Genomic DNA, 23,347 nt, shown 5'->3' on the forward strand with positions numbered 1-23,347 from the left:
AAGGGGCCGGCAAGGTCAACATTTGCATCACCTGACCCACCGCTTTCGCAGCCTCGCTAAAGCTCGACAGCTCCCACATTGACCGCGTCTTTGCATCAGTCGCCGTAGATATCGGCCTTGAAGTACTGCTGTGAAATCTTCTGGTATTCGCCACTGGCGCGAATGCCGTCGATCGCCGCATTCAATTCGCTGACCAACTCGCCATTGCCCTTGCGTACTGCAATGCCGGCCCCCTCACCCACGTATTTCGGGTCCTTGAGCTCCGGGCCGACAAAGGCATAACCCTGCCCGCGCGGCATCGACAGGAAGTCGCTCAGGGGGATGGTGTCGGCAAAGATCGCATCCAGACGCCCCGCTGCCAGGTCCATGTAGATTTCTTCGTTATTGCTGTAGCGCTTGACGTTGATGCCCTTGGGTTCGAACACCTCGGTGGCATAGCGGTCGGTGGTGGTGGCGCGCTGTACACCGACGTTCTTGCCCTTGAGGCTGGCGTACTGGTCATCCACCACGGCGCCGTCCTTCATCACCAGGCGCGACGAGGTGAAGTAGTACTTGTGGGTGAAATCCACCGACTTCTTGCGGTCTTCGTTGATGGTCATGGACGACAACGCCATGTCGATCTTCTTGACCTTGAGGGACGGAATCAGCCCGTCGAACTCCCCTTCGATCCACACGCACTTGACCTTCATTTGCGCACACAGGGCGTTGCCAATGTCGTAGTCGAAACCGACGATCTTGCCGTCGCCGGTCTTGGAGGCGAACGGGGGGTAAGCCGCCTCGATACCGATACGCAGGGTTTTCTCGGCGGCCAGCAGGTGGCTGGAAGCAAACAGGCTCAGGGCCAGGGCGGGAAGGAGATAGCGTTTCTTCATGGAGGGGTTCTCGCAAGTTGTTGTTGGTTTGGCAAGAGTGAAGAAAAACGTGCAGCAGCTATTTTGTACTTATAATTCCATACTGGACTTTTATGTGTTTAACCGTCAACAGGCAAAAAAAATGTGGGAGGGCTTGAGCCTTCCCACATCAGATCCAGCAGCACAGCTTAAACCTTACTTGGACACCGGCATTGCAAACTCCGCGCCCTGCTCGATGCTCTCCGACCAGCGCTGCATGATCGACTTCTGCTTGGTGTAGAAGCGCACGCCCTCGGTGCCGTAGGCATGCATGTCACCGAACAGGCTCTTCTTCCAGCCACCAAACCCGTGCCAGGCCATGGGCACCGGGATCGGCACGTTGATACCGACCATGCCCACCTCGATACGCCGCGCAAACTCACGAGCAATGTTGCCATCGCGAGTGAAGCAACTGACGCCGTTGCCAAACTCGTGGTCGTTGACCAGCTTCACCGCTTCGGCAAAGTCGTTGACGCGCACACAGGCCAACACCGGGCCGAAGATTTCTTCGCGGTAGATGCTCATGTCCTGGGTCACGTGGTCGAACAAGGTCGCGCCGAGCCAGAAGCCGTTTTCCAGGCCGGGTTCGGTGGGCACGTAGTCACGGCCATCGAGCAGCAACTGCGCGCCGGCGTGTACACCCTGCTCAATGTAGCCACTGATGCGTTCCAGCGCGGCCCGCGACACGATCGGGCCCATCTCGGCTTTGAGATCGCGGCCATCGGTGATGCGCAGCAACTTGGCGCGTTCGGTCAAAGCGGCGATCACTTTGTCGCCCACATCACCCACCAGCACCGCCACCGAGATCGCCATGCAGCGCTCGCCGGCACTGCCGTAGGCGGCGCCCATCAGCGCATCCACGGTGCGTTCGATATCGGCGTCGGGCATCACCACCATATGGTTTTTCGCCCCGCCCAGGCCTTGCACGCGCTTGCCGTTGCGGGCGCCGCTCTCGTAGATGTATTGGGCAATCGGCGTGGAGCCGACGAAGCTCACGGCCTTGACGTCCGGGTGTTCGATCAGCGCGTCCACCGACTCTTTATCACCCTGCACCACATTGAACACGCCCTTGGGCAGGCCGGCTTCATGCAGCAACTCGGCCATGAACAGCGACGCGCTCGGGTCAGTCGGGCTGGGCTTGAGGATAAAGGTGTTACCCGCCGCAATAGCGATGGGGTACATCCACATCGGTACCATCACCGGGAAGTTGAACGGCGTCACGCCGGCGACCACGCCCAGCGGCTGGCGCATCGTCCAGTTGTCCATGCCACGGGAGACCTGGTCGGAGTGTTCGCCCTTGAGCAGGTTGGGAATGCCGCAGGCAAATTCGAGAATGTCGATGCCACGGTCGACTTCGCCCTGGGCATCGGTGAACACCTTGCCGTGCTCGGCGACGATGATGCGCGCCAGGTCGTCCTTGCGTTCGCGCAGCAGGTGCAGGTATTGGAACAACACGCGGGCGCGACGGATCGGCGGGGTGTCGGCCCAGCCGGCAAACGCAGCCTGGGCGGCGGCGACGGCTTCGGCCACGGTCTGGCGGCTGGCCAGGGCCACACGGGCGGTGACTTCACCGGTGGCCGGGTTGTAGACGTCCTGATAACGGTCATCGCGGCTGACGCGCTGGTCGTTGATGTAGTGCTCGATGGTTGCAGTCATGGCAGTCGATCCAGATGGGTGGCGTTGGTCCACACGATAGGCTTTCGCTTTGTTCCGAACCAGAGCAGAATCCAGAACTTATTGTCCTTATATGCGAACAATACACCCATGGAAAAGGCTGAGATCGAAGGGTTGTGGACCCACATTCACTGGCTGTCAGTGCTGGAGGAACAAGGCACCTACACCGCTGCCGCCGCGCGCCTGGGGGTGAGTAAATCGGCGGTGAGCCAGCGCATTTCCGACCTGGAAAAGGCCACCGGCACGCGGCTGGTGACGCGCACCACCCGCAGCGTGCGGCTGACCGATGCGGGGCTGTCGTTGACCCGCGAAGTACGCAGCGCCTACGCGCAGATCGCCCGCAGTTTTTCCTCGGTGCGCGACTCGGTCGGGGAAATACGCGGGCTGCTGCGCCTGACCGCCCCCGTGGCGTTCGCCCGGCAACAACTGGTGCCGCACCTGTCCGGCTTTTTGCAGCTGTACCCTCAGGTGCGTATCCAATTGGACGTCTCCGATGCCTTGAGCTCATTGGCCGCCGAGGGTTACGACCTGGCGGTGCGCCACGGCTTCCAGGTGCCCGAAACCCACGTGGCCTGGAAGCTGTGCGACACCAACTCGGTACTGGTCGCCACCCATGACTACCTGCAACACCACGGTGACCCCCTCGAGCCGGGCGACCTGTCGGCCCACAACTGCCTGTTTTACCCACGCGGCACCGACCAGCCCGCCTGGACCTTTGAACGCGGCAGCCAGCCCCTCGAGCGCCTCACCGTGCCTATCGCCGGCAGCTTCGCCACTAATAACAGCGAAGCCTTGCGCGACGCCGCACTCAACCACCTGGGCATCGCCCTGCTACCGGACTTCAGCGCCCAGGCGGCGCTGGCCGCTGGCAAAGTGGTGCAGGTGTTGAAGGACTGGACACTCAAAGGCGCGTTTGCCGATGAGATTTACCTCATTCGGCCCTACTCACCCCATGTGCCCAAATCGGTGAATGCGTTGGTAGCCTACTTGAAGGCGCAGCTGTCGGGCGGGTTCCAATAGATGGGAGCGCAGGCCTAATCCTGTCAAATACTTGCCTGATCCTCTGAACTTGAGGGCAATCGGATAGATAGCCCTTGCGCGTTGGTCTAGAGTTCGACGATGGGCGACTTCCAGTCGCACCGCTCCTATAAGAACTCAGCACCACCAACCGATGATCAGCAGGTGAGCCCGCATGGAATTACGTATCAACCAAAAGGCCTATCAGGTCGATGCCGAAGCCGACACCCCGTTGTTGTGGGTGATCCGCGATAACCTGGGCATGACCGGCACTAAATACGGCTGCGGCCTGGCCCAGTGCGGCGCCTGTTCGGTGCTGGTGGACGGCAATGTGGTGCGCGCCTGCGTGACGCCCGTGGCCGGCGTGGTCGGTCGCGAGATCACCACCATCGAGGCCGTCGAGGCCGATGACGTGGGCAAGCGTGTGGTGGCGGCCTGGGTCGAACATCAAGTAGCGCAATGCGGTTACTGCCAGTCCGGGCAGGTGATGGCGGCCACCGCGCTGCTCAAGCACACCCCCGCGCCGACCAAGGCGCAGATCGACGCGGCGATGGTCAACCTCTGCCGTTGCGGCACCTACAACGCGATCCATGCCGCCATGGATGCCTTGGCCGCCGGGAAGGAGACCGCCTGATGAACACCAACGAGATCATTCCCGGCGTGACCCTGGGCGAACCGATCAACCTGTCCCGTCGCCGCTTCCTGGCCAGCACCGCGGTGGGCGCGTTGGTGATCGGTTTCGGCTTGCCACTGGGCACCTCCCGCGTGCAAGCCGCGACCGGCGCCGCCGCTGAACGCGGCACTCAAGTACCCGCCTTCCTGGAAATTCGCCCCGACGGCAGCGTGCGCCTGCTCAGCCCCTTCATGGAAGGCGGCCAAGGCACTCACACCGCCATGGCGCAGATCGTCGGTGAAGAATTGGATGCCGACCCGGCCACGTTCATTGTCGAAGCGGCCCCGCCCGGCGAAGCCTATGTGGTGATGGAAAATGGCCTGCGCATCACCGGCGGCAGTATGTCGGTGCGCATGAGCTACCCGACCATGCGCCGCCTCGGCGCCCTCGCCCGCGCGATGCTGATGCAAGCCGGCGCCGAGCAACTGCGCGTACCGCTCAGCGAGCTGACCACCCAGCCCGGTCGCGTGGTGCACGCCGCTTCCGGCCGCTCCCTGGGCTACGGCGAACTGGCAGGTGCCGCCCTGGATATGCCGGTGCCCGACCCGGCCAGCATTACCCTGCGCGACCCGAGCCAGTTCCGCTGGATCGGCAAACCGGTCAAGCGCCTGGATGCCTATGACAAATCCACCGGCAAGGCGCAGTACACCATCGACCTGAAAATCGACGGCATGCTCCACGCTGCCGTCCAGCATGCGCCACGCCTGGGCATGACCGTGGGCAGCCTGCGCAACCAGGCGCAGGTGCAAGCCATGAAAGGCGTGCATTCGGTTCACACCCTGCCCGGCGCCGTGGCCGTGGTAGCCGAGCGTTGGTGGCATGCCAAGCGGGCCGTCGAAGCCATCCAGGTCGAATGGCTTGAAGCCGCCGCCGACTCCACCGTGCGGGCGATGCCGGCGGATTTTTCCAGCGACAAGTACCGCGACTTCCTCGCCGCCCAGCAAGGCCCGGCCCGCGATGACGAAAACGAAGGCGATGTGGCCGGCGCACTGGCCAGCGCCAAAACCCGCGTCGAAGCCACCTACCACAACCAGTACCTCAACCATGCCCAGCTGGAACCGCCTTCAGCCCTGGCACGCTTTAACCCCGACGGCACGCTGGAGGTGTGGCTGCCTAACCAGGCGCCGGATATGTTCCGTGCCGACATCGCCAAGCGCACCGGCCTGAGCACTGAGCAAATCACCCTGCACTCACCGCTGCTGGGCGGCTTTTTCGGCCGGCATTTCCTGTATGACTCGGCAAACCCTTACCCGCAAGCCATTGCGTTGGCCAAGGCGGTGGGCCGGCCGATCAAGCTGATCTGGAGCCGTGAAGAAGAATTCGTGCGCGATGTATTGCGCCCCGTCGCAGTGGTCAAGTTCCGCGCCGCACTGGATGACAAAGGCCTGCCCGTAGCCATCGAAGCGGTCAGCGCCACCGAAGGCCCCACCGAAGCCATCGCCGGCAAACAGGGCGACGCTATCGACCCTACTGCCCTGGAAGGCTTGTCGGGCAAGAGCTATGCGATCCCCAACAAACGCATTGCGCAGATCTACGTCAAAGGTCCGGCTATGCTCGGTTACTGGCGCTCGGTGGGTAACTCGCTCAATGACTTTTTCTACGAAGCCTTCCTGGACGAACTGGCCGACAAAGGCGGCCATGATCCCTATGAACTGCGCCTGCACCTGCTGCGCGACAACCCGCGCCTGACCACCCTGCTGCAAGCGGCCGCCGAGCTGTCTGGCGGTTGGAAGCGTGGGCCCTACACCGCCGAAGACGGCACCCGCCGTGCACGCGGCGTAGCCATGGCCTCGCCGTTTGGCTCCCATGCAGCGGTGGTGGCCGAGGTGTCGATCGAGAACGGCCAGGTCAAGGTTCATCACATCTGGGAAGCGATTGACCCGGGCAGCATCGTCAACCCGGCGATTGTAGAGGCGCAGGTCAACGGTGCCGTGGCCTTGGGCCTGTCGCAAACCTTGTTGGAGGAAGCGGTGTACGTGGATGGCAAGCCACGGGCGCGCAACTACGACCTTTATCCGGTGCTGCCGCCTTCGCGTATGGCGCAGGTCCACGTGAAGATCGTGGAGAGCGGAGAAAAAATGGGCGGTATCGGCGAACCGCCGTTGCCGGCTGTGGCCCCCGCCGTGGCGAATGCCGTGGCGCAGCTGACCGGCCAACGCATCCGCAGTCTGCCTTTGAGCCGTTACACCTTCAGCTAACCGACAGGGAATGCCCATGAATAACCGCCGATTCGCAAGAACCGCAGGGTGGCTGGTGCTGCCCTGCGTGGTCGCCGCCGGCCTGCTGGCCTGGTATGTCACCCGCGAGCCTGCCTCGCCTTTTGAACAGCAACAGGCCACGAGCTTCGACCCCGCGTTGGTCAGTCGCGGCGAATACGTCGCGCGCGTGAGTGACTGCGTGGCCTGCCACAGCCTGGCCGGCAAGCAGCCATTCGCTGGTGGCCTGGAAATGGCCACTCCGCTGGGGGCGATCCATGCCACCAACATCACCCCCGACCGTGAGCATGGCATCGGTGCCTATAGCCTGGCCGACTTCGACCGCGCCGTACGCCACGGCGTAGCACCGGGCGGGCGACGGCTCTACCCGGCCATGCCCTACCCGTCTTATGTGAAGCTCAGCGACGATGACATCCAGGCGCTGTACGCATTTTTCATGAAAGGCGTGCAACCGGCCAACCAGCCTAATATCCCCAGCGACATTCCCTGGCCGCTCAACCTGCGTTGGCCCATCGCCCTGTGGAACGGTGTGTTTGCACCGACCGCGACCTATGCCGCCAAGCCCGGCCAGGACGCACTGTGGAACCGGGGCGCCTATATCGTCCAAGGCCCGGGCCACTGCGGCAGTTGCCACACGCCACGGGGGCTGGCGTTCAACGAAAAGGCCCTGGACGAATCCGGCGCGCCATTCCTGGCCGGTGCCCTGCTCGACGGCTGGTACGCCCCCAGCTTGCGCCAGGACCACAACACCGGCCTGGGGCGCTGGAGTGAGGAACAGATCGTGCAGTTCCTCAAGACCGGTCGCAACCAGCATGCCGTGGTCTATGGCTCGATGACCGAAGCCTTCAACAACTCCACGCAGTTCATGCAGGACGATGACCTGGCCGCGATCGCTCGCTACCTCAAGTCACTGCCCGGCGACCCGCAGCGTGACGGCAGCCCTTGGCAGTATCAAGTGGCAACAGCGCGCCAGGATGCTCCTGGCGCCCATATTTACGCGACCCGCTGCGCCTCCTGCCATGGGCTCGACGGCAAAGGCCAGCCCGACTGGATGCCGCCCCTGGCCGGCGCCACCTCGGCCCTGGCCACGGAAAACGCCTCCGCGATCAACATCACCCTCAACGGCTCACAACGCGTGGTCACCGCCGGGATGCCAGACGCCTACCGCATGCCCGCGTTTCGTGAGCAATTGTCCGACCAGGAAATCGCCGACGTGCTGAGCTACGTGCGCGGCACCTGGGGCAACCACGGCGGCGCGGTCGATGAAAAGGCCGTGGGCAAGTTGCGTGGGCATACCGACCCGGCGAGCAGTAGCCCTATCATCCTGCATATGCGCTGATCGGTCGCGATCAACGGTGGGAGCTGGCTTGCCTGCGATGCAAACACCTCGGTTCCTCAGGTAAACCGAGTCGATGCATTCGCAGGCAAGCCAGCTCCCACACTGGCCATGCATTGCCCACAAAATCAGCGCCTGGCACAGGTCCCCTGTGGGAGCAGGCTTGCCCGCGAAGGCGGACTGTCAGTCACTGCATCGTTAACTGAACCACCGCTATCGCAGGCAAGCTAGCTCCCACATTCGGCAATGAGCATCAATGATATAAGCGGCGGCTGGCAGGCCGCTCTATTTGCTCTCGTCCGCCTTGCCTTCCTGCATCTGCACCGACGACTGGGTGCCACTGTTGTTGTCTTTAGTGGCGTTGTCAGCGTTGTCAAAACAGCCGTGCAGCAGGAACGCGCTGCACAGGCCCACGCACATATAAAGCTTCTTCATGATTGTTCACCTGTTGGCAAGTGTGTGTTATCGGCGTGACGAAAGCAGAATTCGTCCGCCCATGATCTATCTGTCTGGAACAGAAGCGCTGGCGTTCAAAAAATAGCCCCTTGGCTGACGAATGGGGCCGCGTTTTATTCAAACGGGATCACCGAAATCTTGCCGTTGCGCTCAAGAATCGCGAAGCGGATCTGCTTGAGTTCGACAAGCCCTTGGGTGGACCGGGCCGCCTCAAGAATGTCGCCCTCGTCCAGGCGCGCATGCTTGAGCCGTTTATGCAGCACCCGGCCTTGCTCGACCAGCACCGTCGGCCCGCCATCGAGCACCCGTGCGAACCAGGCTGAACGCTGCTTGGCCAGCGAGAAGCCAATGTCGATGGCAATGAGGGTGGCGATGACCAGCACGGCGTTGGTCATCGAGAAATCTTCGCCCAGCAACGCCTGTTGGGTGGCTTCGCCGATGACCATCAACAACACCAGGTCAAAAGTGGTGAGCTCGGCCAGCGTGCGCCTGCCGGCAACTTTGAACAGCACCAGCAGCACCAGGTAAATCGCCACAGCCCGCAGTACAGAGTCCATGGTTGCCCCTCGGATCATTGAATGGGAAACGACCGATTCATACGGATTAGGTGACCACCGCGCCGCTCAGGTTCATTCTTTCGACACTTCGCGGCCACCATCTAAAAAGATGATGGTTTCGGCGCAACTGAAGCGTTGAAGTGATCGAAATTTCGGCAGCAACCCAGTTGATACCGGGGTGTTTGAAGCGGGTCACAGCTCTATATCGATCACGCTGAAGAAGGAAACCCCTGTCATGAACGACTCACAACGCGCCTGGGAACTGGCCATGGTGCTGATTGCCAATGGCCGCATCCCCTTCGACCCCGCCAACCCGAGTGGGTCGGTGAAAATCCTTTCCAAGCATCTGCAAGTGCTCGAAGAAGCACTGCGTGAACAGGCCACAGACGTCGCCACGCATGAGCGCCTGGGCAAGAACAACAGCCGCAGGCCCTCGTTGGTGTGTGCCGACTAGGCGTCAGGCTTTGGTTCGGTTACAGCCGATCCGACTCGGCAACTGGCCCTGCCTGGCCTTCAGCGTGGCTTGCATCGCTTGCGGCAAGGTGCTCCAGAACGTCAGCCCCGAGCGCTCCTCGATGTGATCCACAGTGACCTGGTAATCACAAAAATCTGCGCCCTTGGGGGTTTCCTGGTTCATCACGAATGAGGCGTACAGGCCCGTTTCCGGCGAACTGCCGACCACAATGATTTTCCAATAGCCACTGGGGATGGTGTGCACTTTGTTCGTGCCCGGCAACGAGCCGACAAAATGCTCATACAGCGGCCCGGTGGCCACATACACCTGATCGACGCCTGGTTCCTTGCTGAGGTTGCGCTCCTGGTCTTCCAGGCGCGCCCAGGGCCCCTGGTTGAGCTCGGCCTTTTGCGGGGTGATGTTCGACAAGTAGTTGAGCGTTTGCCAATCGGCCACCCCGGCCATCGAAGCCAGGTTGGCCTGATGCCCACGGTCGATTTTGAGCGCGACGTTGGCGCCGTTGTAATCCACCGGGTCCAGGGTTTCCCCGGCTGGAATATCCGGGTCGGTGCGCCAGTCACGGGAGCGCCCGCTGGCGGCAGTGGTCTTAGTGATCTTGTAGGAGACCCAGTTGGCAAACTTGGTCGAGCCGTTGTTGTTCAACGTGTAGGCCTGGCGGTTCAACGTCACCGGGCTGCCACCGGTGGGGCAACCAACCGCACAGTTATCGAACGACAAAGGTGGCGCAGGGAGGACGGCGGACTGACGCGAGGGTGTGGTACAGGCGGCCATCAATGGGATCAACGAAAACGCCAGGTACTTGAACGATGTGCTTCCTTGCATGGTGTTACTCCTTGGGATGAATTTCTTGAAAGATCAAAATGGCCTCGGCTGATGCGCTTCCTGCGCAAGCCGAGATGACCATTGAATCACATAAACATTTCTAAACAACGACAGCAATCAGGCCGACGAACGTACCCCCCGCGCGCGCCATCGCACCCATAACTGTGTTATCCATAACGCCGCCCTTTGGCGGGCGATAGCATCACCTCATCAACGCACAAGGAACTTACACATGAGTGGGAAACCGGCAATTGTCTTGGTCCATGGTTTTTGGGGCGGTGCGGCGCACTGGAACCGGGTGATTATCGAGCTGCACAAAAAGGGCTATACCGATTTGCATGCGGTGGAGATGCCGCTGACCTCGCTGGCCGACGATGCCGAGCGTACCCGCAAGATGGTTGCGCAAATCAAAGGCCCGGTGTTGTTGGTGGGGCATTCCTATGGCGGCGCCGTCATCACTCAGGCGGGTAATGAACCGAATGTCGCAGGCCTGGTGTACATCGCGGCATTCGCCCCGGATGACGGCGAAAGCCCAGGCGGCATCACCCAGGAACATCTGCCAGAAGCCGCCCCCAACCTGGCGCCTGATAGCGACGGTTATCTGTGGGTCAAGCCTGAACAGTTCCACGACAGCTTCTGCCAGGACCTGCCCCAGCAAGAAGGTCAAGTCATGGGCGTCACCCAAAAGGCTCCGCTAGCGAGCACCTTTGGCGATGTGATCAGCAACCCGGCGTGGAAGAACAAACCGTCCTGGTACCAGATTTCGAGCCAGGACCGCATGATCCATCCCGATAACCAGGTGCGCATGGCCAAACGCCTAGGCACCCGGGAAACCATCACCCTGGATGCCAGCCACGCCTCCCTGGCGTCCAGGCCGGTAGAGGTCGCTGCGTTTATCGATAGGGCGGCGCGTTCGTTGTCGTGATGGTGTGATCAGACATGGCTGTCCCCAATGGCGCGTTCAGCGTTGCGTCCAATTGAACGCGCCGTATCCCTTTCCCACAACATTGCCGGTCACCCTTCTGAGCACTCTCAACACTGGGTTTCAGTTGCGTATATGAAGACACTCTGGCGGCGCTGTTTGTCGCACCAGAGCATCAACAAAAAGCACAGCTTTATCGTACTCAGAGAGCATCGGGACGAACACACAGGTCACCTTCAAAAAGTGATGTGCTTAGCGCCCGATGGCTTATTTGACCCATTGCCCTGATTATCCCAACCAGCCTTGCCATCAACCTTTCTCATAAACGCCTCCAGCGCTTGCAGATCAGGCAACGGCGCCGTGCTGGTCAGCACGTTGGGCGCATGGCACCACGCAAGCGCGGGCGAAGCGCGTTCGCTCTGGCCATAGATCAACACATGACGAATCTGTGGGTTGTCCCTGATGAACCAGAGCAAATCGAATTTGACGCTGTGCGCCAGGGCGGCATTGATGATCAGCACATCCAGCGGCGTATCGCCGAAATCCACTGCACTCAATACTTCATCCAGCCGGTGTATCGGCGCGATGCGGTAATAGCCCAGCTGGTTCAACGCCCGTTCGATTTTCAAGCGGTAGAAATGCTGCCCATCGGCAATCAGAATGCGTAGCGCTTTATTGGTCATGTTCCCACCGCTCACTGATAAATGATCGTGAAGGTTGCCGACGCATTCGCCGGCCCCGGCGTGACCTTGGCCCCGGTTTGCAGGTAGCGCGCTCGCAGTGGGATGGCATAACTGCTTTCGGTGCTCCTGAGGGTCAGGCCCGTGTTTTGGTTGCTTGCCAGCGGCAGGGCAACGCCGTTACTGGTGGCGACCTGAATGCCGACGCCAGTCGCAGCAGGCGCGTTGCCGGCGGTGCTCGGGTCGAGGCTCAGGATGCCGTTGCTTGCATTGATGGCAGTCCGAGCCGGGTCGATGCGGTATTGCAGTGTGTTGTTGACGCGGGTTCCGCTGGTGCCGGTGCCTGAGGGTGAGTTACCACCTTGCGAAATCCAGCCGGGACCCGCGGCGGAGAATATGCCGTTGAACGCCGGGCAGTCATTTAGCGCAATGGAGAAGTCCGTCCAGCCGGTGGAACTGTTGAGGCCAGTGAATTTGTTGACCAGGTGGGTGCCCATCGGTACCGAGACATCCGGTGTGATGCAGGTGCGCGAGACAATCTGGATGCTCCCGGAAATGCCCATCCTGAAGCCGCTCATTCTGGCGTCGCCGAAATTGCCGAACAGGCTCACGATCGGCAATGTACTGCCCACCAGCACACCTGGCGTCACCTCGCCGATCTTAATCAAGATCAGTTCAAAGTTCGAAGGCCCGTCAAAAGGCACGATGCATCTGAAACCCGCCGAACACGAGGTCCATGCCTTGGCGCTTTGCCTGGGCAGCAGGCCACCGTTGCTGTTGAAAGCAACGCCCAATCCGGGGATGCTGGTTCTGTAGACTTTATTGGCATAGGTGCCACTGGTTACATTGGCCAGAGCCTGGCTGGATTCAACGATAAGGTCGGTCCACTGCTGAAACGGCGCGACAAGGCACTCCAACTTCACCGCCTGACCTGAGGCCATGCTGAACTTTTGACGGTAGACCTCAGTGCCCACCGGCACATCCCGCCCGACGGTGATCGCCGAGATCTGCAACGGCATTGAGCCCACGGCAGGCCGGGTACCGTCCATATAGGAACAGGTGACTGCCATGGCCGTGCCGGCCGACGCCCACAAGGCCAAGCCCAGCCCCCCCAGTTTGATCAAAGAGCCGATGTTCATAACGCTACCTTTTGCTGGGTGTTGGGCCGCACGCTGTCAGCGACCTGTTTGCCGGCCGCACACACGGCGTCTACTTGTTGCAGCTGTTGCCCATCGCCGGGGCCCGGCGGGATCGTCAGGGCGCACTGCTGCTGCGCCTGGCTGCCCCAGTTGACCAGCAAACGGCGCGTTTCGGGTTTGATCCGCGCATACAGTTGACCGCCCTGCCCGACCACGCCCACGGTGGCACCCTCGCCATCGGTCACGCCCGCGCCGAACGGCAGGCTGCTGCCGTCGTCCAGGCGCACATTGAGCAGCACCGCGCGGCCCTGGTTGGTGGCGTATTTGAGGTGCACAACGGCACCGGCACGCGGCGCGGTCTGTTGGCTGGTTTCACTTAGCTCTACGTCCAGGGAGCTGCCGATCGGGTCGATCGCCACCTCGTTCAATTCGTACGGGCGCAGGTAGGGCACCACGGCGTTGCCGCTGCCGTCGAGCCTCAGGCCCGGGTAGCCGGAGACCTTCGCGCCCTCGGCGCCTGGGGCGCTGACCACGGCCATGGTTTCACCGCGATAAGGCGTCATGGTCACCCCGTCGACATGGGCTACCACCGTGCCGCTGGCGCCCACCGACGCGCTGGTATAGCCATCGCCCCGGCCCAGGGCGGCACTGAGCATGGCGCGGGCGCCGGTATACTGGCCGTTGAGGGCTGCGCTCTTGGTATTGCTGCCACCGTCATGGCCGAAGGTGGCGCCGTAGCCGTACTGGCGGTCCTCGCCGGCGGTGCCGCTGATACCCGCCTGCTCGCTGTAATGGCCTCGGGGGTCCCGGCCCAGCTGTGCCGTCACTTGCGGCCCATAGCCCGGGCCGCCGAATCCCAGGGGCATGCTCATGGTCAGCAGAAAACTGTTTTCCATATCGCCCAGGCCCATCCGGCTGCGGTTAGCGTTCAGGCTGAAACTCACCCGGTTGAACTGCTTGCTGTAGCTGAACTGGTACTGCACGTCGCTGCCCTGCTGGTTCCAGTAGTTCTGGGCATAGCCGCTGATCGACACCTGACCCCAGGGCCCGAAGCTTTGGTCGGCGGTGACTGACAAGCGGCTGCGCGGGCGGCCGAACTCGCTGGTGTCCCAACCGTTTTTCTCGGCATCGAGCAGCTGCACGGCATTGCTGAAGTCCAGGTAGTCACGGGTAGAAAAACGATAGGCCGCTACCGAAAAGTTACTGCCGGTACTGAGGATGTTCTTGCTGTAGGACAGGCGCATGCTCTGCCCCTTCGCCCGGCCGGCAGCCAGATCGGTCTGGGCGTGCGTCACGTCCACCGCCATCGCGCCAATCGGCGTGCCGAACGCTACGCCTGTGAGGATGGCCGCGTAGTCATCGCTTGATTGCACACCGCCAAACCCGGTGAAGGTGTTGTTCAGACCATATTGCAGCGTGCCTTGCAAAAGGCGCGTCTGCTCGTCAACGAAGTTGTTGCGGGTTTCCCCGGCGGTGACACTGAAACGCGAGGTGCCAGGGCGCAGCAACTGGCTGACCGAGGCGTAGGGCACGATAAAGTTTTGTTCGGTACCGTCCGCCTCGGCCACGCTCACGTTGAGGTCGCCTCCGTAGCCGGTGGAGTACAGGTCGTCGATGACGAAGGCGCCGGGGGCGACCGTGGTTTCCAGCAGCACGTTGCCGGCCTGGCGAATGGTGACACGCGCATTGGTGCGGGCGATGCCACGGATAACCGGCGCATATCCGCGCATGGAGTCGGGCAACATGCGGTCATCACTGGCCAACTGTACGCCGCGATAAGACAAGGTGTCGAAGATCTCACCGCTGGTGTTGGACTCACCTACAGTCAGCTGGCTTTTCAGCGCAGTGATATCGCGTTGCGCGTAGCTGTCCAACGCCTGGTACTGGCTACCGTTGCGCGATTGCCAGCTCATCGAGGCATTGTGACGCAAGCGCCAGTCGCCCAGATTGAGGCCTGCATTGAGCCCCAGGAACGCCGAGTCATTGGTGCCGCTGCGGGTGCGGTTGCGATTGGCATTGAAGTTATAACTGAGCATCCCTGCAGTGACGCCACGGTCCCACAGTTCAGGGCTGACATAGCCACGCGAGTTACGCTTCAAGGCCGCCTGAGGGATGCTGAGGTCAAGTGCCTGGTTCTCCGGGGAGAAGTTCGCACTGGCGCCCTGAATCAAACTGCCCAACGCCGTGCAGCCTGGACCCTCAAGCGCCAGGCTGGCTTCGGGTGACAGTTTGGCGATGTTCACGCCCTGGCGCTCAAGCAGGCCATGATCCATGCACACCACCGGCTTGCTGCCGTCGGGCTGAGCCTCGATACGAATGTCCTGGCGACTGTTCAACTGGCCGTTGAGCATAACGTCCGCACGGTACTGCCCCGGGGTCACCGGGTTGCCGGCCTGGTATTTGCCGAGGTCAAGATTGCGTGAGTCTTCCGGCAGGAATGCATCGTTGAACTGCACCTCTTGCGCCAACGCGGCGTGGCCCCCCCAGGCGCATGGCGCGGCGGCCAATACCTTGAGTATCAAGCGGGTGAGCGGATTCAGGGCGAAGCGAGGCTGCGCCCCCAGGGGCGGCCTGGAGCGGGAAGAGGTCTGCATAAATGACTCGCGGGTAAAGACGTCAGGAATGGTTCAGGGCTTGAGTGCTGTCCGAGTCGGGATCAGCGCGCCGTAATCGTTGATTGCGCTGAACTCCACCTGTGCGCCTGGGGCTGGTCGGGTTTTAAGCGTCGGCAGCGGGAATTGCCGGGTTTGACCCGGGCCCACCATGCCGTCCTCACTGCGCGCGCGCTGACTGCCAGACACCAAGTCCAGCTCAACCAGCGATACGTGAAAAGCCGATGGATTGAACGCTCGCAGAGCCAGGCCCTGGCCATCGCGGGCCGTCACCAGTTGCCATTGCACCTGCTCGATCGCTTCGCTGGCGGTGCCTGCAAGGCCCGTCGGGCGGTAGAACAATTTGATCCGCGAACGGAAGGCCATTTGCAGAGTATTCAGGTCTGCCCCGGCCTCAGGTTTGGGTGGTATTTCCAGCACGTTGAGCCAGAACACCGACTCCTTGTCCTGGGGCAGCGCTGCCCCGGTAAACAATACGCGCAGGCTTTGGCCCTTGGTCGGGTCGATACGCGCCACCGGAGGCGAAAGCAGAAACGGCGCCTTGGAGCTGGTGGGCGTGGACTCCACACTGCCGGTATCAATCCACGCTTGCATCAACGCGGGTTGAGTACCGTTGTTATTGAGTTTTACTGTGACTTCTTTCTGGTCTGCCGGGTAGATCACGCGGGTGCCGGTGATCACCACACCTGCCAGCGCCTGGGAACACCCAATTGCCACAAGACTTGCCAGAAGCATTTGTTTAAATGGAAGTATGCAAGGCATGACGTAGTCCCAATGCCGCCCCGAAAACACGCCCTTTAACTATTCAACAGGGCGTGTAGTCATTACCGGCGACTTACTGATAATTGATGGAGTAAGTCACGTTGCTGATAACGGTGCCCGGCGTGGTCGCGGCTTGGGCGTAGTATTGAACAGCGTACGGCAGGTCTGCGCTGAGTGCGGTGGCGTCGATGGCGATACGGCTGGTGGAAGCCACTTGTGCGGTGTCACCGGCTTTGATGGACTTGCCATTGGATGCGTCGATCAGTTGCAGTTGAACCTTGGTAGCACCGCCGCCGATGTTCTTCAAGTTGCCGCTGGCCGGATCAACCGAACCGCCGGCTTCAAAGAACGCAGCTGCGGTTTTCAGCGCTGCCGAGCATTTGCTCAACTGAATGCTGAAACCGGTCTGGCCGGCCACTTGGCCAGACGAGGTCAACGAGGCAGTGGAGATAGTCGGCAGCGTGACGGTAGTGCCTGCCGAGCCGGCCGCCCCATTCACTGCAACCTGGCAGGTCTCGGCCTTCAGTTCACCGTTGAAATTGATGGTGCCATCCGAAGCCATGGCAGCTGAGGTGGCGGTTGCGGCGACCAATGCAGCGAGGACGCGGGCTTTATAATTCATGAGTAACTCCGAGAGAGCGATATACCAGGTAAGTGAAGAAGTTTCCGGTGCTGGATAACTTCTGTGTTGTTGCGCAGTGAAGTGTAGGGAGTCCGCGCAACACCCAATATAGGAGTGCTCCTAAAAACAACTAAGCCACTCAATATTTTCAACAATTAACGTCTGTTTCGCTCGGCAAAAACTTACGTACTTCAACTTATGTTATTTGTTGGGAGGGTCACTACTTCGTCTATAGGAGTGGTCCTAAAAACCAGGCTGTCGAGGCAAGACGCGTTATTCAATAAACGGCCGCAGCCCAGTCTTGCGCCATAAGATTGAGTTGATCCGCAACCGCTACGGTTGGCCAGTTCACTTCATCGCGCAACAACGACTCGATCCCTTCGGCGCCGGCCGCTATCGCAGTCCAGCCTACCGTCTGTGCAGCCCCCTTTAGCCGATGCGCCGCCTGCAGGGCAACCGGGCGATCACGCAGGGCAACAGCGCTGAACAGACGGTTCAGATCCTGGCGCAGCGCTTCTTGCCGCCCTTCCCGCTCCTGCCCTGAGGCGCTGTGTACCTGCGCCGCTGGTATCAGGACCTGATCGCACCACAGCTCGATCATTTGCTGCAATTTGTCCTGACGCACCGGCTTGCTCAGCACCCCGTCCAGGCCGGCCTCAAAACAGCGTTCAAGATAGTCATTACCTGTTACCTGCGACATCGCAATGATTGGACAATGCCCGCGCTGTTGTTGGCGCTCCACGTCGCGCATAGGGCCGCTCAGGTTGAACGCCTGATGCTCATCGATCAGTACCAGATCGACCCTGTGCTGATTGAAGAGCGCCAGCGTCTCGTCACCCTTGGCCGCCAGCCGTACGCCCAGGCCAAAACCTCGAAGCAATGCCTGCACTGCTTGCTGATCGGTATATTCGCCTCCCGACACCAGCACCCATAATGAAACCTCCCTGGACGCCGCATCAGGATCTGCTGCCCGCACAGGCGGCTCAAGCGCTCCAGCCCACTCGGCGGGCAACCTCACTTCGACCTGGGTGCCGCTCCCCGGGACGCTACTCAAGGTCAGCTCGCCGTGCATCAACTTCACCAAACGGCGACAGATCACCAGCCCCAAACCGGTGCCGCCACTGCGCTTGAATGATTGCCTGGCGCGGGCATAGGGCCGAAACAGAGCAGCTTGCGCCTGGTCGGACAAACCAATGCCGGTGTCGACCACACGCATCAACACGTCTGAACTGGCCCCCGGCTGAGTGTCCGGCGACAGCAATTGCACCTCGACCCGGCCGTGCTCGGTGAACTTGATGGCGTTGGATATCAGGTTACGCAGCACCTGGGCCACCCGCTGGTCATCAACCAATGCTGAAGCAACGGGGCGTTGACCGGTCAATGTCAGCGTCAGCCCCTTTTCCTCGGCATAGACTCGGTAATCATCCACCTGCTGTTGCAGCAATGACCACAGATCCACCGGCTCAAGATTGAGCTGCAATTGCCCGGCCTCCATCTTGGAGATATCCAGCACATCGTCGACCAGGCGCAGCAAGGTATTGGCGCCGGTATTGGCCAGGTCGGTGAAGTGCCGCTGTTGTTCGTCCAGTGGCGTGTGCTCAAGCAGCTCAACCGCCGCCAGCACCGCGTTCATGGGTGAGCGGACTTCATGGCTCATGACCGCCAGGAACATCGCCTTCTCGCGCTCGCGCTGCACGACGCGCCGCCGCTGGACCCGGCTTTGCCACACCAGCGTAATGAGCAGCAGCACAATGGCCAGCAACAGCCACAACTCACCCGCGTAATGTTCGGCGATGGACCTGATGGTCGGGATATCCAGGTTCATGTCGGCAAACCAGGCATCGAAGATCGCCTTGCGCTCATCCCCGGTGATGGAGGCCAATGCCTTCTCCAGGATCGACAGCAGGATTTCATCGCTGTCACGCACCGCCATGCTGACGCCGGTGTGCAATTGGGGCACCACGCCGGATATCTGCAATACGCCCTGGTACTGGCGGGAAAGATACGGGATCAACAACCACTCCGAAGCGATAGCAGCGTCCGCCTTGCCGTCCTTGACCATCGCCATCATGTCGACCGCGTTCTGAGCGGCGATGAGCGTGACCCCTGGCGCCTCTTCGCGCAAGAAGGCGCCATAGACTTCGCGCCCCAACATGGCCAATCGTTTATGGGCCAACTGCTCTAGATTCGCTAGGGGCTGATCACCAAAACGACTGACTAGGATCGTCGAACTGGTGTTGTAGGGTAGGGTGTAAAGCATCCCACGATCCTGGGCCGGGTCGTCGGAACGACGTCGAGTGGACAATATGTCCACCTCACCGCTGATCAGCATCTCCTTGCGCGCACTGCGCGTGGTGGTCAGCACCGGCTCGAAATGCAGGCCGGTACGCAGGCCGATCAGCCTCAGATATTTGGCTGATAGACCGCGCAATTGGCCGCCGCTCATGTATTCGAAAGGCAGCAGGTCCTCGAACACCCCCACACGGAGCACCGGATGAGCAGCGATCCAGTCCACCTCCTGCTGCGTCAACGTCATCGGTGGCGAACTGGCGTACACGCCTGCCGACGCCGGAAGGCACACCAATGCCAGTACCAGCAGCAGGCGCCTCATCAGCGGGCCGTCCGCTGCGCACGCGTCGCCGGCAGTATGTCGAGCGCTGTATCGCCGCTCAACGCGGCCCACTGCTGCAACAACGGCCGCAGGGCTTGGGCGTGCACCGGCCCCCACTCCGTTTGGCCATACAGCAGACGCTCCATGTACTCGGCGGCCTGCGCCAATGCCGACCACTCCATGATCAACGCCGCACCGTGCAATCGATGAGCCACGTGTTGAGCCGATTCGCGGTCGCACAGGGCGACGGCTTTGACCAGGTTTGCCAGGTCACCGGCCATTTCACGGTTGATTGCGGCTTGATCCAGCAAAGGCGCCATCAAGCTGGTACTGGGTGCGGCCAGCTTGATCCCGCACCAGCGCTCAATGACCTCGCACAACTGCCCAAGGCGTATGGGTTTGCTCAGCGTCGCGTCCATGCCCGCCTCGATACAGCGTTGAAGATGACGGTCGCCGGTCAGGGCAGAGATCGCGATAATCGGGCTGCGTGTGCGCCCCAGTTGTATTTCCAGGGCGCGCAACCTGCGCACCAGGCCATAACCGTCTTCATCGGGCAAATCACAGTCCATCAGCACCAGGTCGTATACGGTTGCCCTGAACAGCGGCCAGGCTTGCGCGGCGTCGGCAGCGATCACTGGCTGGCAGCCGAATGCACTGATCTGCGCACGCAAAACCTCCTGGTTCGCATAGGTATCTTCCACCACCAGAATCTGCAGGCCGCTTACGGTTGGCAGGGCTGAGGGTGCCGCTTGCGGCATCAAGACCGGTGGCTCCTCGCCGATGCTCACCGGTAAGCGGATAGCCACTGTCGTGCCTGAGCCCTGCTCGCTCGTCAGCGTCAACGTCCCCTGCATCAAACCCACCAGTTGCCGACAGATCATCAGGCCCAACCCGGTGCCCCCTGTGCGCCGGGAAGACTCTCGGGCCTGGGCATAAGGGCGAAACAGGGCGGCCTGCGCTGCGTCTGAAATACCGACTCCACTGTCGCGAACCTCAATCTGCAATTGCGCGGTGCCGTCCGCTGACACCGCTAACGCTACGTCGATGTCGATACCGCCCGTATCGGTAAACTTGATGGCGTTGGATAGCAAGTTATGAAAAATCTGCGTGAGCCGGGAGCTGTCTAGCAATAACAAGGGCAACTGCGCCTGAATATGGCAGTTCAAGCTCAGGTGTTTTTCCCGCGCCCGCAGTCGATGCAACCCGACTACACCTTGAACCAATGCCTCAATGTCGATTGCCTCGACAGCCAGCCTTGGCGGTTTGGCAATTGAGCCGGGCCTGTCCAAAACATCATCCAGCAGCCGCCCCAAGGCGTTGGCACCACTGTTAGCCAGATGGGCCAAATGGCGCTGCTGCTGGTTGAGCCGGGTGTGCCCGAGCAATTCCATTGCCGCCAGCACTGCGTTCATCGGTGATCGGATTTCATGCCCCATCACCGCCAGAAACATGGTTTTTTCCTGCTCGTTACGCACCGCCAGGCGCCGTTGACGCTGGCCTCGATACAGCAGTGCGCACAGGCTGACCAGCACGAGCGCGCCAAGGATCAACACATGCAAATAATGGGCGGCGATACTGGGCAGCGATGGAACATTCAGGTCCAGATCCTGGTACCAGCGCCCATACAGCCGGTTGCGTTGCTCGACGGTGATGGAGGCGAACACCTTCTCCAGTATTGAATACAGCATGACCTGGTCTGTACGGGTCGCCATACTCACATCCAGCACCTGGCTGCCGAGCACACCGGATACTTCCAGAATGCCCTGGAACCGTTGATACAGATAAGGCGTTAGAAAGATGGCTGACGCGATTGCCGCGTCGGCGCTGCCGTCTTCAACGCTGGTCAGTATCTCCAGGGCCGAAGCGCTTTTTTTGAAATTGGCCTGCACGCCCTTGCGCCGAAAGATTTGCTCGTAATACGCCACATTGGTGGGTATCGCGATGGTTTTGCCTTGCAGTTGATCAAGATCGAAAGCGTCTGGGCTCTCAACCCGCGTCACAATGACAGGTGAGGTCGATTCGTAGGCAAGCGTTCGAAGCCCCTTGGTAGTAGGTTCAGACCTGAAGCGTAAATAAGACGACAGCAGGTCAACCTGGCCTTCCAGCAACATTTTCTCGCGCTCGGCCAGCGTCTTTCCAGGTACGAACGTGAACTGAAGGCCGGTCGCGGCCGTGACCAATTGCAAATACTCTATCGACCGCCCGCGCACGACTGCGTCGCTGATGTATTCGAAGGGCAACAGGTCTTCGACCACGCCGACCCGTAATACTGGATGCGTCTGAACCCAATCCTTCTGCTCTGCACTCAGCACGACCGGCCCGGCCCGTACAGCAGGCACTACCATCAAGCCACATAACGCGATGGCACACAGCGCCCTTTTCATGGAGTACCGATGATCTTGTTGAGCTTGAACAGCTCATTGTTAGACGTCACCCCAAGCTTGCGGAATGCAGACGTTTTTTGCGTGCTGATGGTTTTGATGCTGCGATTGAATTTTTCGGCAATTTCACTCACGGTCATACCTGCCAGATAACAGCGAATGACTTCCTGCTCGCGGCTCGTCAATTCCGCCAAGGCCAGCGCATCGCGCTCCTCGCTGGTGCTTTCACGCGTCTCACCCGTGACCGTTTCCGCCAAGCGATAGGTCATATCGGTGTTCAAATACACAGCGCCCGCTGCGACTTTGCGAATCGCTTTCACCAGCTGGCTCATGTCTTCGCCCTTACCCACAAAACCACGAGCCCCCACTCGCATGGCCAGGCCCACTGTCGCCGGGTCATGATGGCTGGACAAGATCAGAATATGGCAGTTTGGAAATTTGACGCGTAACGCGCGGATCAGTGATACACCGTCCAACTCATTGGGATTAAGAGAGAAATCCAGGAGCAGTAAGTCTGCAGGTGCCGTAACAAGGCCGGCAATCAAGTCGCGGCTTTTTTCATAAATGCCAACCACTTCAAAGTTCGCTTCGGCCGCCAACGTATTGGCAAGGCCGTGCCGAACGACCGCGTGGTCATCCAATAACGCAATGCGTATGGTTTTCATCGTGATCGTACCCTCTCGGCCCGGCGCGCACCGCACCGTCGAAATACAGGGATAACTCATCGATACAACGTCTAATACGCACATGAGTATATGCAATAGCCGCAAAATGACACGCGCACAGCAGATGAATTCGTGCCGCTCAAACCCCTTCGATAATATGCCTGATCCTGAATAACTCATTGTTCGACATCACCCCCAACTTGCGAAATGCGGAGGCTTTTTGCGAGCTGATGGTTTTGATACTGCGGTGGAATTTCTCGGCGATTTCCGTGATGGTCATGCCGGCCAGGTAACACCGGATCACCTCCTGCTCGCGCGCAGAAAGGCTGACAAAGCGCAGGGCTTCATCCCGGCCTTTGGCCTCGCCGTCATAGCTCACGGCGGTAGCTTCCGCCACGCGGTAGGCCATGTCCGGGCTCAAGTACACCGCGCCCGAGGCCACCAGGCGGACTGCGCAGATCAACTGCTCCATGTCCTCGCCCTTGCCCAGAAACCCGCGTGCGCCCACCCGTAACGCCAGAATTGCCGTCGCCGCATCGTGGTGCGTCGAAAAGATCAGGATCCGGCAGGTTGGAAACTTCACGCGCAGCGCGCGAATCAACGAAATACCATCCAGCTCGCAGGGGCCGAGCACAAAATCGAGCAGCAATATCTCAGCCGGTTCGGTCGCCAGCCCAGCCATCAGATCACGGCTACGGCTATACACGCCGACCACTTCAAAGTCCGGTTCCTGTACCAGTCGATTGACTAAACCATGTCGTACAATTGCATGATCATCCAGCAAAGCAATGTGTAAACGTTTCATAGATCAAGGAACACTCTTTATAACGAGCAAAA

At 60.6% G+C, this 23,347-nt stretch carries 20 protein-coding genes; 6 read left to right on the top strand and 14 right to left on the bottom strand.

The genetic code is table 11. The annotated features are described in order from the left end of the window. Positions 1-95: 95 nt before the first annotated feature. Positions 96-872 carry an ABC transporter substrate-binding protein gene (locus BT199_RS24565; protein WP_072435616.1) on the bottom strand — a complete coding sequence of 259 codons (777 nt, stop codon included), beginning with the start codon at positions 870-872 and terminating at the stop codon, positions 96-98. A gap of 174 nt (positions 873-1,046) precedes the next feature. Next, entirely contained in the window at positions 1,047-2,546 is a 1,500-nt protein-coding gene (locus tag BT199_RS24570; protein WP_060767473.1) for a CoA-acylating methylmalonate-semialdehyde dehydrogenase, read from the bottom strand. Between the two features lie 108 nt (positions 2,547-2,654). Here BT199_RS24570 and BT199_RS24575 point away from each other — a divergent pair, with 108 nt between their 5' ends. The 4 genes from BT199_RS24575 to BT199_RS24590 all read left to right on the top strand — a co-directional run bounded on the left by BT199_RS24575 (position 2,655) and on the right by BT199_RS24590 (position 7,809). Beyond that, positions 2,655-3,584 carry a LysR family transcriptional regulator gene (locus BT199_RS24575; protein ID WP_072435617.1) on the top strand — a complete coding sequence of 310 codons (930 nt, stop codon included), beginning with the start codon at positions 2,655-2,657 and terminating at the stop codon, positions 3,582-3,584. A 172-nt stretch (positions 3,585-3,756) separates the two neighbouring features. Then, on the top strand, positions 3,757-4,215 hold the full coding sequence (locus BT199_RS24580) for a (2Fe-2S)-binding protein (RefSeq protein WP_014718046.1): 459 nt from the start codon (positions 3,757-3,759) through the stop codon (positions 4,213-4,215). Beyond that, positions 4,215-6,452 (top strand): xanthine dehydrogenase family protein molybdopterin-binding subunit, encoded by a 2,238-nt coding sequence (locus tag BT199_RS24585; RefSeq protein ID WP_032903499.1) that lies wholly within the window; start codon positions 4,215-4,217, stop codon positions 6,450-6,452. Before BT199_RS24580 ends, BT199_RS24585 begins: the two co-directional genes overlap by 1 nt. 16 nt (positions 6,453-6,468) lie before the next feature. Further along, a complete protein-coding gene (locus BT199_RS24590; protein ID WP_072435618.1) occupies positions 6,469-7,809 on the top strand; it encodes a c-type cytochrome in 1,341 nt (446 codons plus the stop codon). 282 nt (positions 7,810-8,091) lie between these two features. Here the strand turns inward: BT199_RS24590 and BT199_RS27285 are convergent, their stop codons facing one another. Next, entirely contained in the window at positions 8,092-8,241 is a 150-nt protein-coding gene (locus BT199_RS27285) for a hypothetical protein (protein ID WP_019821498.1), read from the bottom strand. A gap of 134 nt (positions 8,242-8,375) precedes the next feature. After that, positions 8,376-8,819 carry a DUF421 domain-containing protein gene (locus BT199_RS24595; protein ID WP_072435619.1) on the bottom strand — a complete coding sequence of 148 codons (444 nt, stop codon included), beginning with the start codon at positions 8,817-8,819 and terminating at the stop codon, positions 8,376-8,378. 235 nt (positions 8,820-9,054) lie between these two features. Between BT199_RS24595 and BT199_RS24600 the strand changes: the two genes are divergently transcribed. After that, the gene (locus tag BT199_RS24600) at positions 9,055-9,273 is read left to right on the top strand and encodes a hypothetical protein (protein ID WP_072435620.1); all 219 of its coding nucleotides are present in this window, start codon (positions 9,055-9,057) and stop codon (positions 9,271-9,273) included. A gap of 3 nt (positions 9,274-9,276) precedes the next feature. Here BT199_RS24600 and BT199_RS24605 read toward each other — a convergent pair whose 3' ends face one another. Further along, positions 9,277-10,116, bottom strand: a complete 840-nt coding sequence (locus BT199_RS24605; protein ID WP_072435621.1) for a DNA/RNA non-specific endonuclease — start codon at positions 10,114-10,116, stop codon at positions 9,277-9,279. A 232-nt stretch (positions 10,117-10,348) separates the two neighbouring features. Between BT199_RS24605 and BT199_RS24610 the strand changes: the two genes are divergently transcribed. After that, positions 10,349-11,041: an alpha/beta hydrolase gene (locus BT199_RS24610; RefSeq protein WP_038449779.1), complete on the top strand. Its 693-nt coding sequence runs from the start codon at positions 10,349-10,351 to the stop codon at positions 11,039-11,041. A gap of 233 nt (positions 11,042-11,274) precedes the next feature. On the opposite strand, the gene BT199_RS24615 is transcribed toward BT199_RS24610, so the two are convergent. The 9 genes from BT199_RS24615 to BT199_RS24655 form a co-directional block, all read right to left on the bottom strand. Beyond that, positions 11,275-11,721, bottom strand: coding sequence for an ANTAR domain-containing protein (locus BT199_RS24615; RefSeq protein ID WP_038449776.1), 447 nt, complete (start codon positions 11,719-11,721; stop codon positions 11,275-11,277). An 11-nt stretch (positions 11,722-11,732) separates the two neighbouring features. After that, positions 11,733-12,857 (bottom strand): fimbrial protein, encoded by a 1,125-nt coding sequence (locus BT199_RS24620; RefSeq protein ID WP_072435622.1) that lies wholly within the window; start codon positions 12,855-12,857, stop codon positions 11,733-11,735. After that, entirely contained in the window at positions 12,854-15,451 is a 2,598-nt protein-coding gene (locus BT199_RS24625; RefSeq protein WP_083535094.1) for a fimbria/pilus outer membrane usher protein, read from the bottom strand. Before BT199_RS24625 ends, BT199_RS24620 begins: the two co-directional genes overlap by 4 nt. Before the next feature lie 33 nt (positions 15,452-15,484). After that, positions 15,485-16,231, bottom strand: coding sequence for a fimbrial biogenesis chaperone (locus BT199_RS24630; protein ID WP_038449772.1), 747 nt, complete (start codon positions 16,229-16,231; stop codon positions 15,485-15,487). A gap of 73 nt (positions 16,232-16,304) precedes the next feature. Then, positions 16,305-16,853 carry a fimbrial protein gene (locus tag BT199_RS24635; protein WP_038449771.1) on the bottom strand — a complete coding sequence of 183 codons (549 nt, stop codon included), beginning with the start codon at positions 16,851-16,853 and terminating at the stop codon, positions 16,305-16,307. Between the two features lie 277 nt (positions 16,854-17,130). Next, positions 17,131-19,464 carry an ATP-binding protein gene (locus tag BT199_RS24640; RefSeq protein WP_072435623.1) on the bottom strand — a complete coding sequence of 778 codons (2,334 nt, stop codon included), beginning with the start codon at positions 19,462-19,464 and terminating at the stop codon, positions 17,131-17,133. Further along, entirely contained in the window at positions 19,464-21,809 is a 2,346-nt protein-coding gene (locus tag BT199_RS24645) for an ATP-binding protein (RefSeq protein WP_256575687.1), read from the bottom strand. Before BT199_RS24645 ends, BT199_RS24640 begins: the two co-directional genes overlap by 1 nt. A 35-nt stretch (positions 21,810-21,844) precedes the next feature. Continuing rightward, positions 21,845-22,510, bottom strand: coding sequence for a response regulator transcription factor (locus tag BT199_RS24650; protein ID WP_038449767.1), 666 nt, complete (start codon positions 22,508-22,510; stop codon positions 21,845-21,847). A gap of 139 nt (positions 22,511-22,649) precedes the next feature. Further along, positions 22,650-23,315 carry a response regulator transcription factor gene (locus tag BT199_RS24655; RefSeq protein WP_038449765.1) on the bottom strand — a complete coding sequence of 222 codons (666 nt, stop codon included), beginning with the start codon at positions 23,313-23,315 and terminating at the stop codon, positions 22,650-22,652. Between the last annotated feature and the right edge of the window lie 32 nt (positions 23,316-23,347).

It is taken from the genome of Pseudomonas sp. NFR02, from assembly GCF_900119375.1.
Taxonomy (GTDB): Bacteria; Pseudomonadota; Gammaproteobacteria; order Pseudomonadales; family Pseudomonadaceae; genus Aquipseudomonas; species Aquipseudomonas paracarnis.

Bases quoted from the DNA above. Each gene is read 5' to 3' on its own strand.
- BT199_RS24565 (WP_072435616.1), bottom strand. From the start codon at position 872: ATGAAGAAACGCTATCTCCTTCCCGCCCTGGCCCTGAGCCTGTTTGCT.
- BT199_RS24570 (WP_060767473.1), bottom strand. From the start codon at position 2,546: ATGACTGCAACCATCGAGCACTACATCAACGACCAGCGCGTCAGCCGC.
- BT199_RS24575 (WP_072435617.1), top strand. From the start codon at position 2,655: ATGGAAAAGGCTGAGATCGAAGGGTTGTGGACCCACATTCACTGGCTG.
- BT199_RS24580 (WP_014718046.1), top strand. From the start codon at position 3,757: ATGGAATTACGTATCAACCAAAAGGCCTATCAGGTCGATGCCGAAGCC.
- BT199_RS24585 (WP_032903499.1), top strand. From the start codon at position 4,215: ATGAACACCAACGAGATCATTCCCGGCGTGACCCTGGGCGAACCGATC.
- BT199_RS24590 (WP_072435618.1), top strand. From the start codon at position 6,469: ATGAATAACCGCCGATTCGCAAGAACCGCAGGGTGGCTGGTGCTGCCC.
- BT199_RS27285 (WP_019821498.1), bottom strand. From the start codon at position 8,241: ATGAAGAAGCTTTATATGTGCGTGGGCCTGTGCAGCGCGTTCCTGCTG.
- BT199_RS24595 (WP_072435619.1), bottom strand. From the start codon at position 8,819: ATGGACTCTGTACTGCGGGCTGTGGCGATTTACCTGGTGCTGCTGGTG.
- BT199_RS24600 (WP_072435620.1), top strand. From the start codon at position 9,055: ATGAACGACTCACAACGCGCCTGGGAACTGGCCATGGTGCTGATTGCC.
- BT199_RS24605 (WP_072435621.1), bottom strand. From the start codon at position 10,116: ATGCAAGGAAGCACATCGTTCAAGTACCTGGCGTTTTCGTTGATCCCA.
- BT199_RS24610 (WP_038449779.1), top strand. From the start codon at position 10,349: ATGAGTGGGAAACCGGCAATTGTCTTGGTCCATGGTTTTTGGGGCGGT.
- BT199_RS24615 (WP_038449776.1), bottom strand. From the start codon at position 11,721: ATGACCAATAAAGCGCTACGCATTCTGATTGCCGATGGGCAGCATTTC.
- BT199_RS24620 (WP_072435622.1), bottom strand. From the start codon at position 12,857: ATGAACATCGGCTCTTTGATCAAACTGGGGGGGCTGGGCTTGGCCTTG.
- BT199_RS24625 (WP_083535094.1), bottom strand. From the start codon at position 15,451: ATGCAGACCTCTTCCCGCTCCAGGCCGCCCCTGGGGGCGCAGCCTCGC.
- BT199_RS24630 (WP_038449772.1), bottom strand. From the start codon at position 16,231: ATGCCTTGCATACTTCCATTTAAACAAATGCTTCTGGCAAGTCTTGTG.
- BT199_RS24635 (WP_038449771.1), bottom strand. From the start codon at position 16,853: ATGAATTATAAAGCCCGCGTCCTCGCTGCATTGGTCGCCGCAACCGCC.
- BT199_RS24640 (WP_072435623.1), bottom strand. From the start codon at position 19,464: ATGAGGCGCCTGCTGCTGGTACTGGCATTGGTGTGCCTTCCGGCGTCG.
- BT199_RS24645 (WP_256575687.1), bottom strand. From the start codon at position 21,809: ATGGTAGTGCCTGCTGTACGGGCCGGGCCGGTCGTGCTGAGTGCAGAG.
- BT199_RS24650 (WP_038449767.1), bottom strand. From the start codon at position 22,510: ATGAAAACCATACGCATTGCGTTATTGGATGACCACGCGGTCGTTCGG.
- BT199_RS24655 (WP_038449765.1), bottom strand. From the start codon at position 23,315: ATGAAACGTTTACACATTGCTTTGCTGGATGATCATGCAATTGTACGA.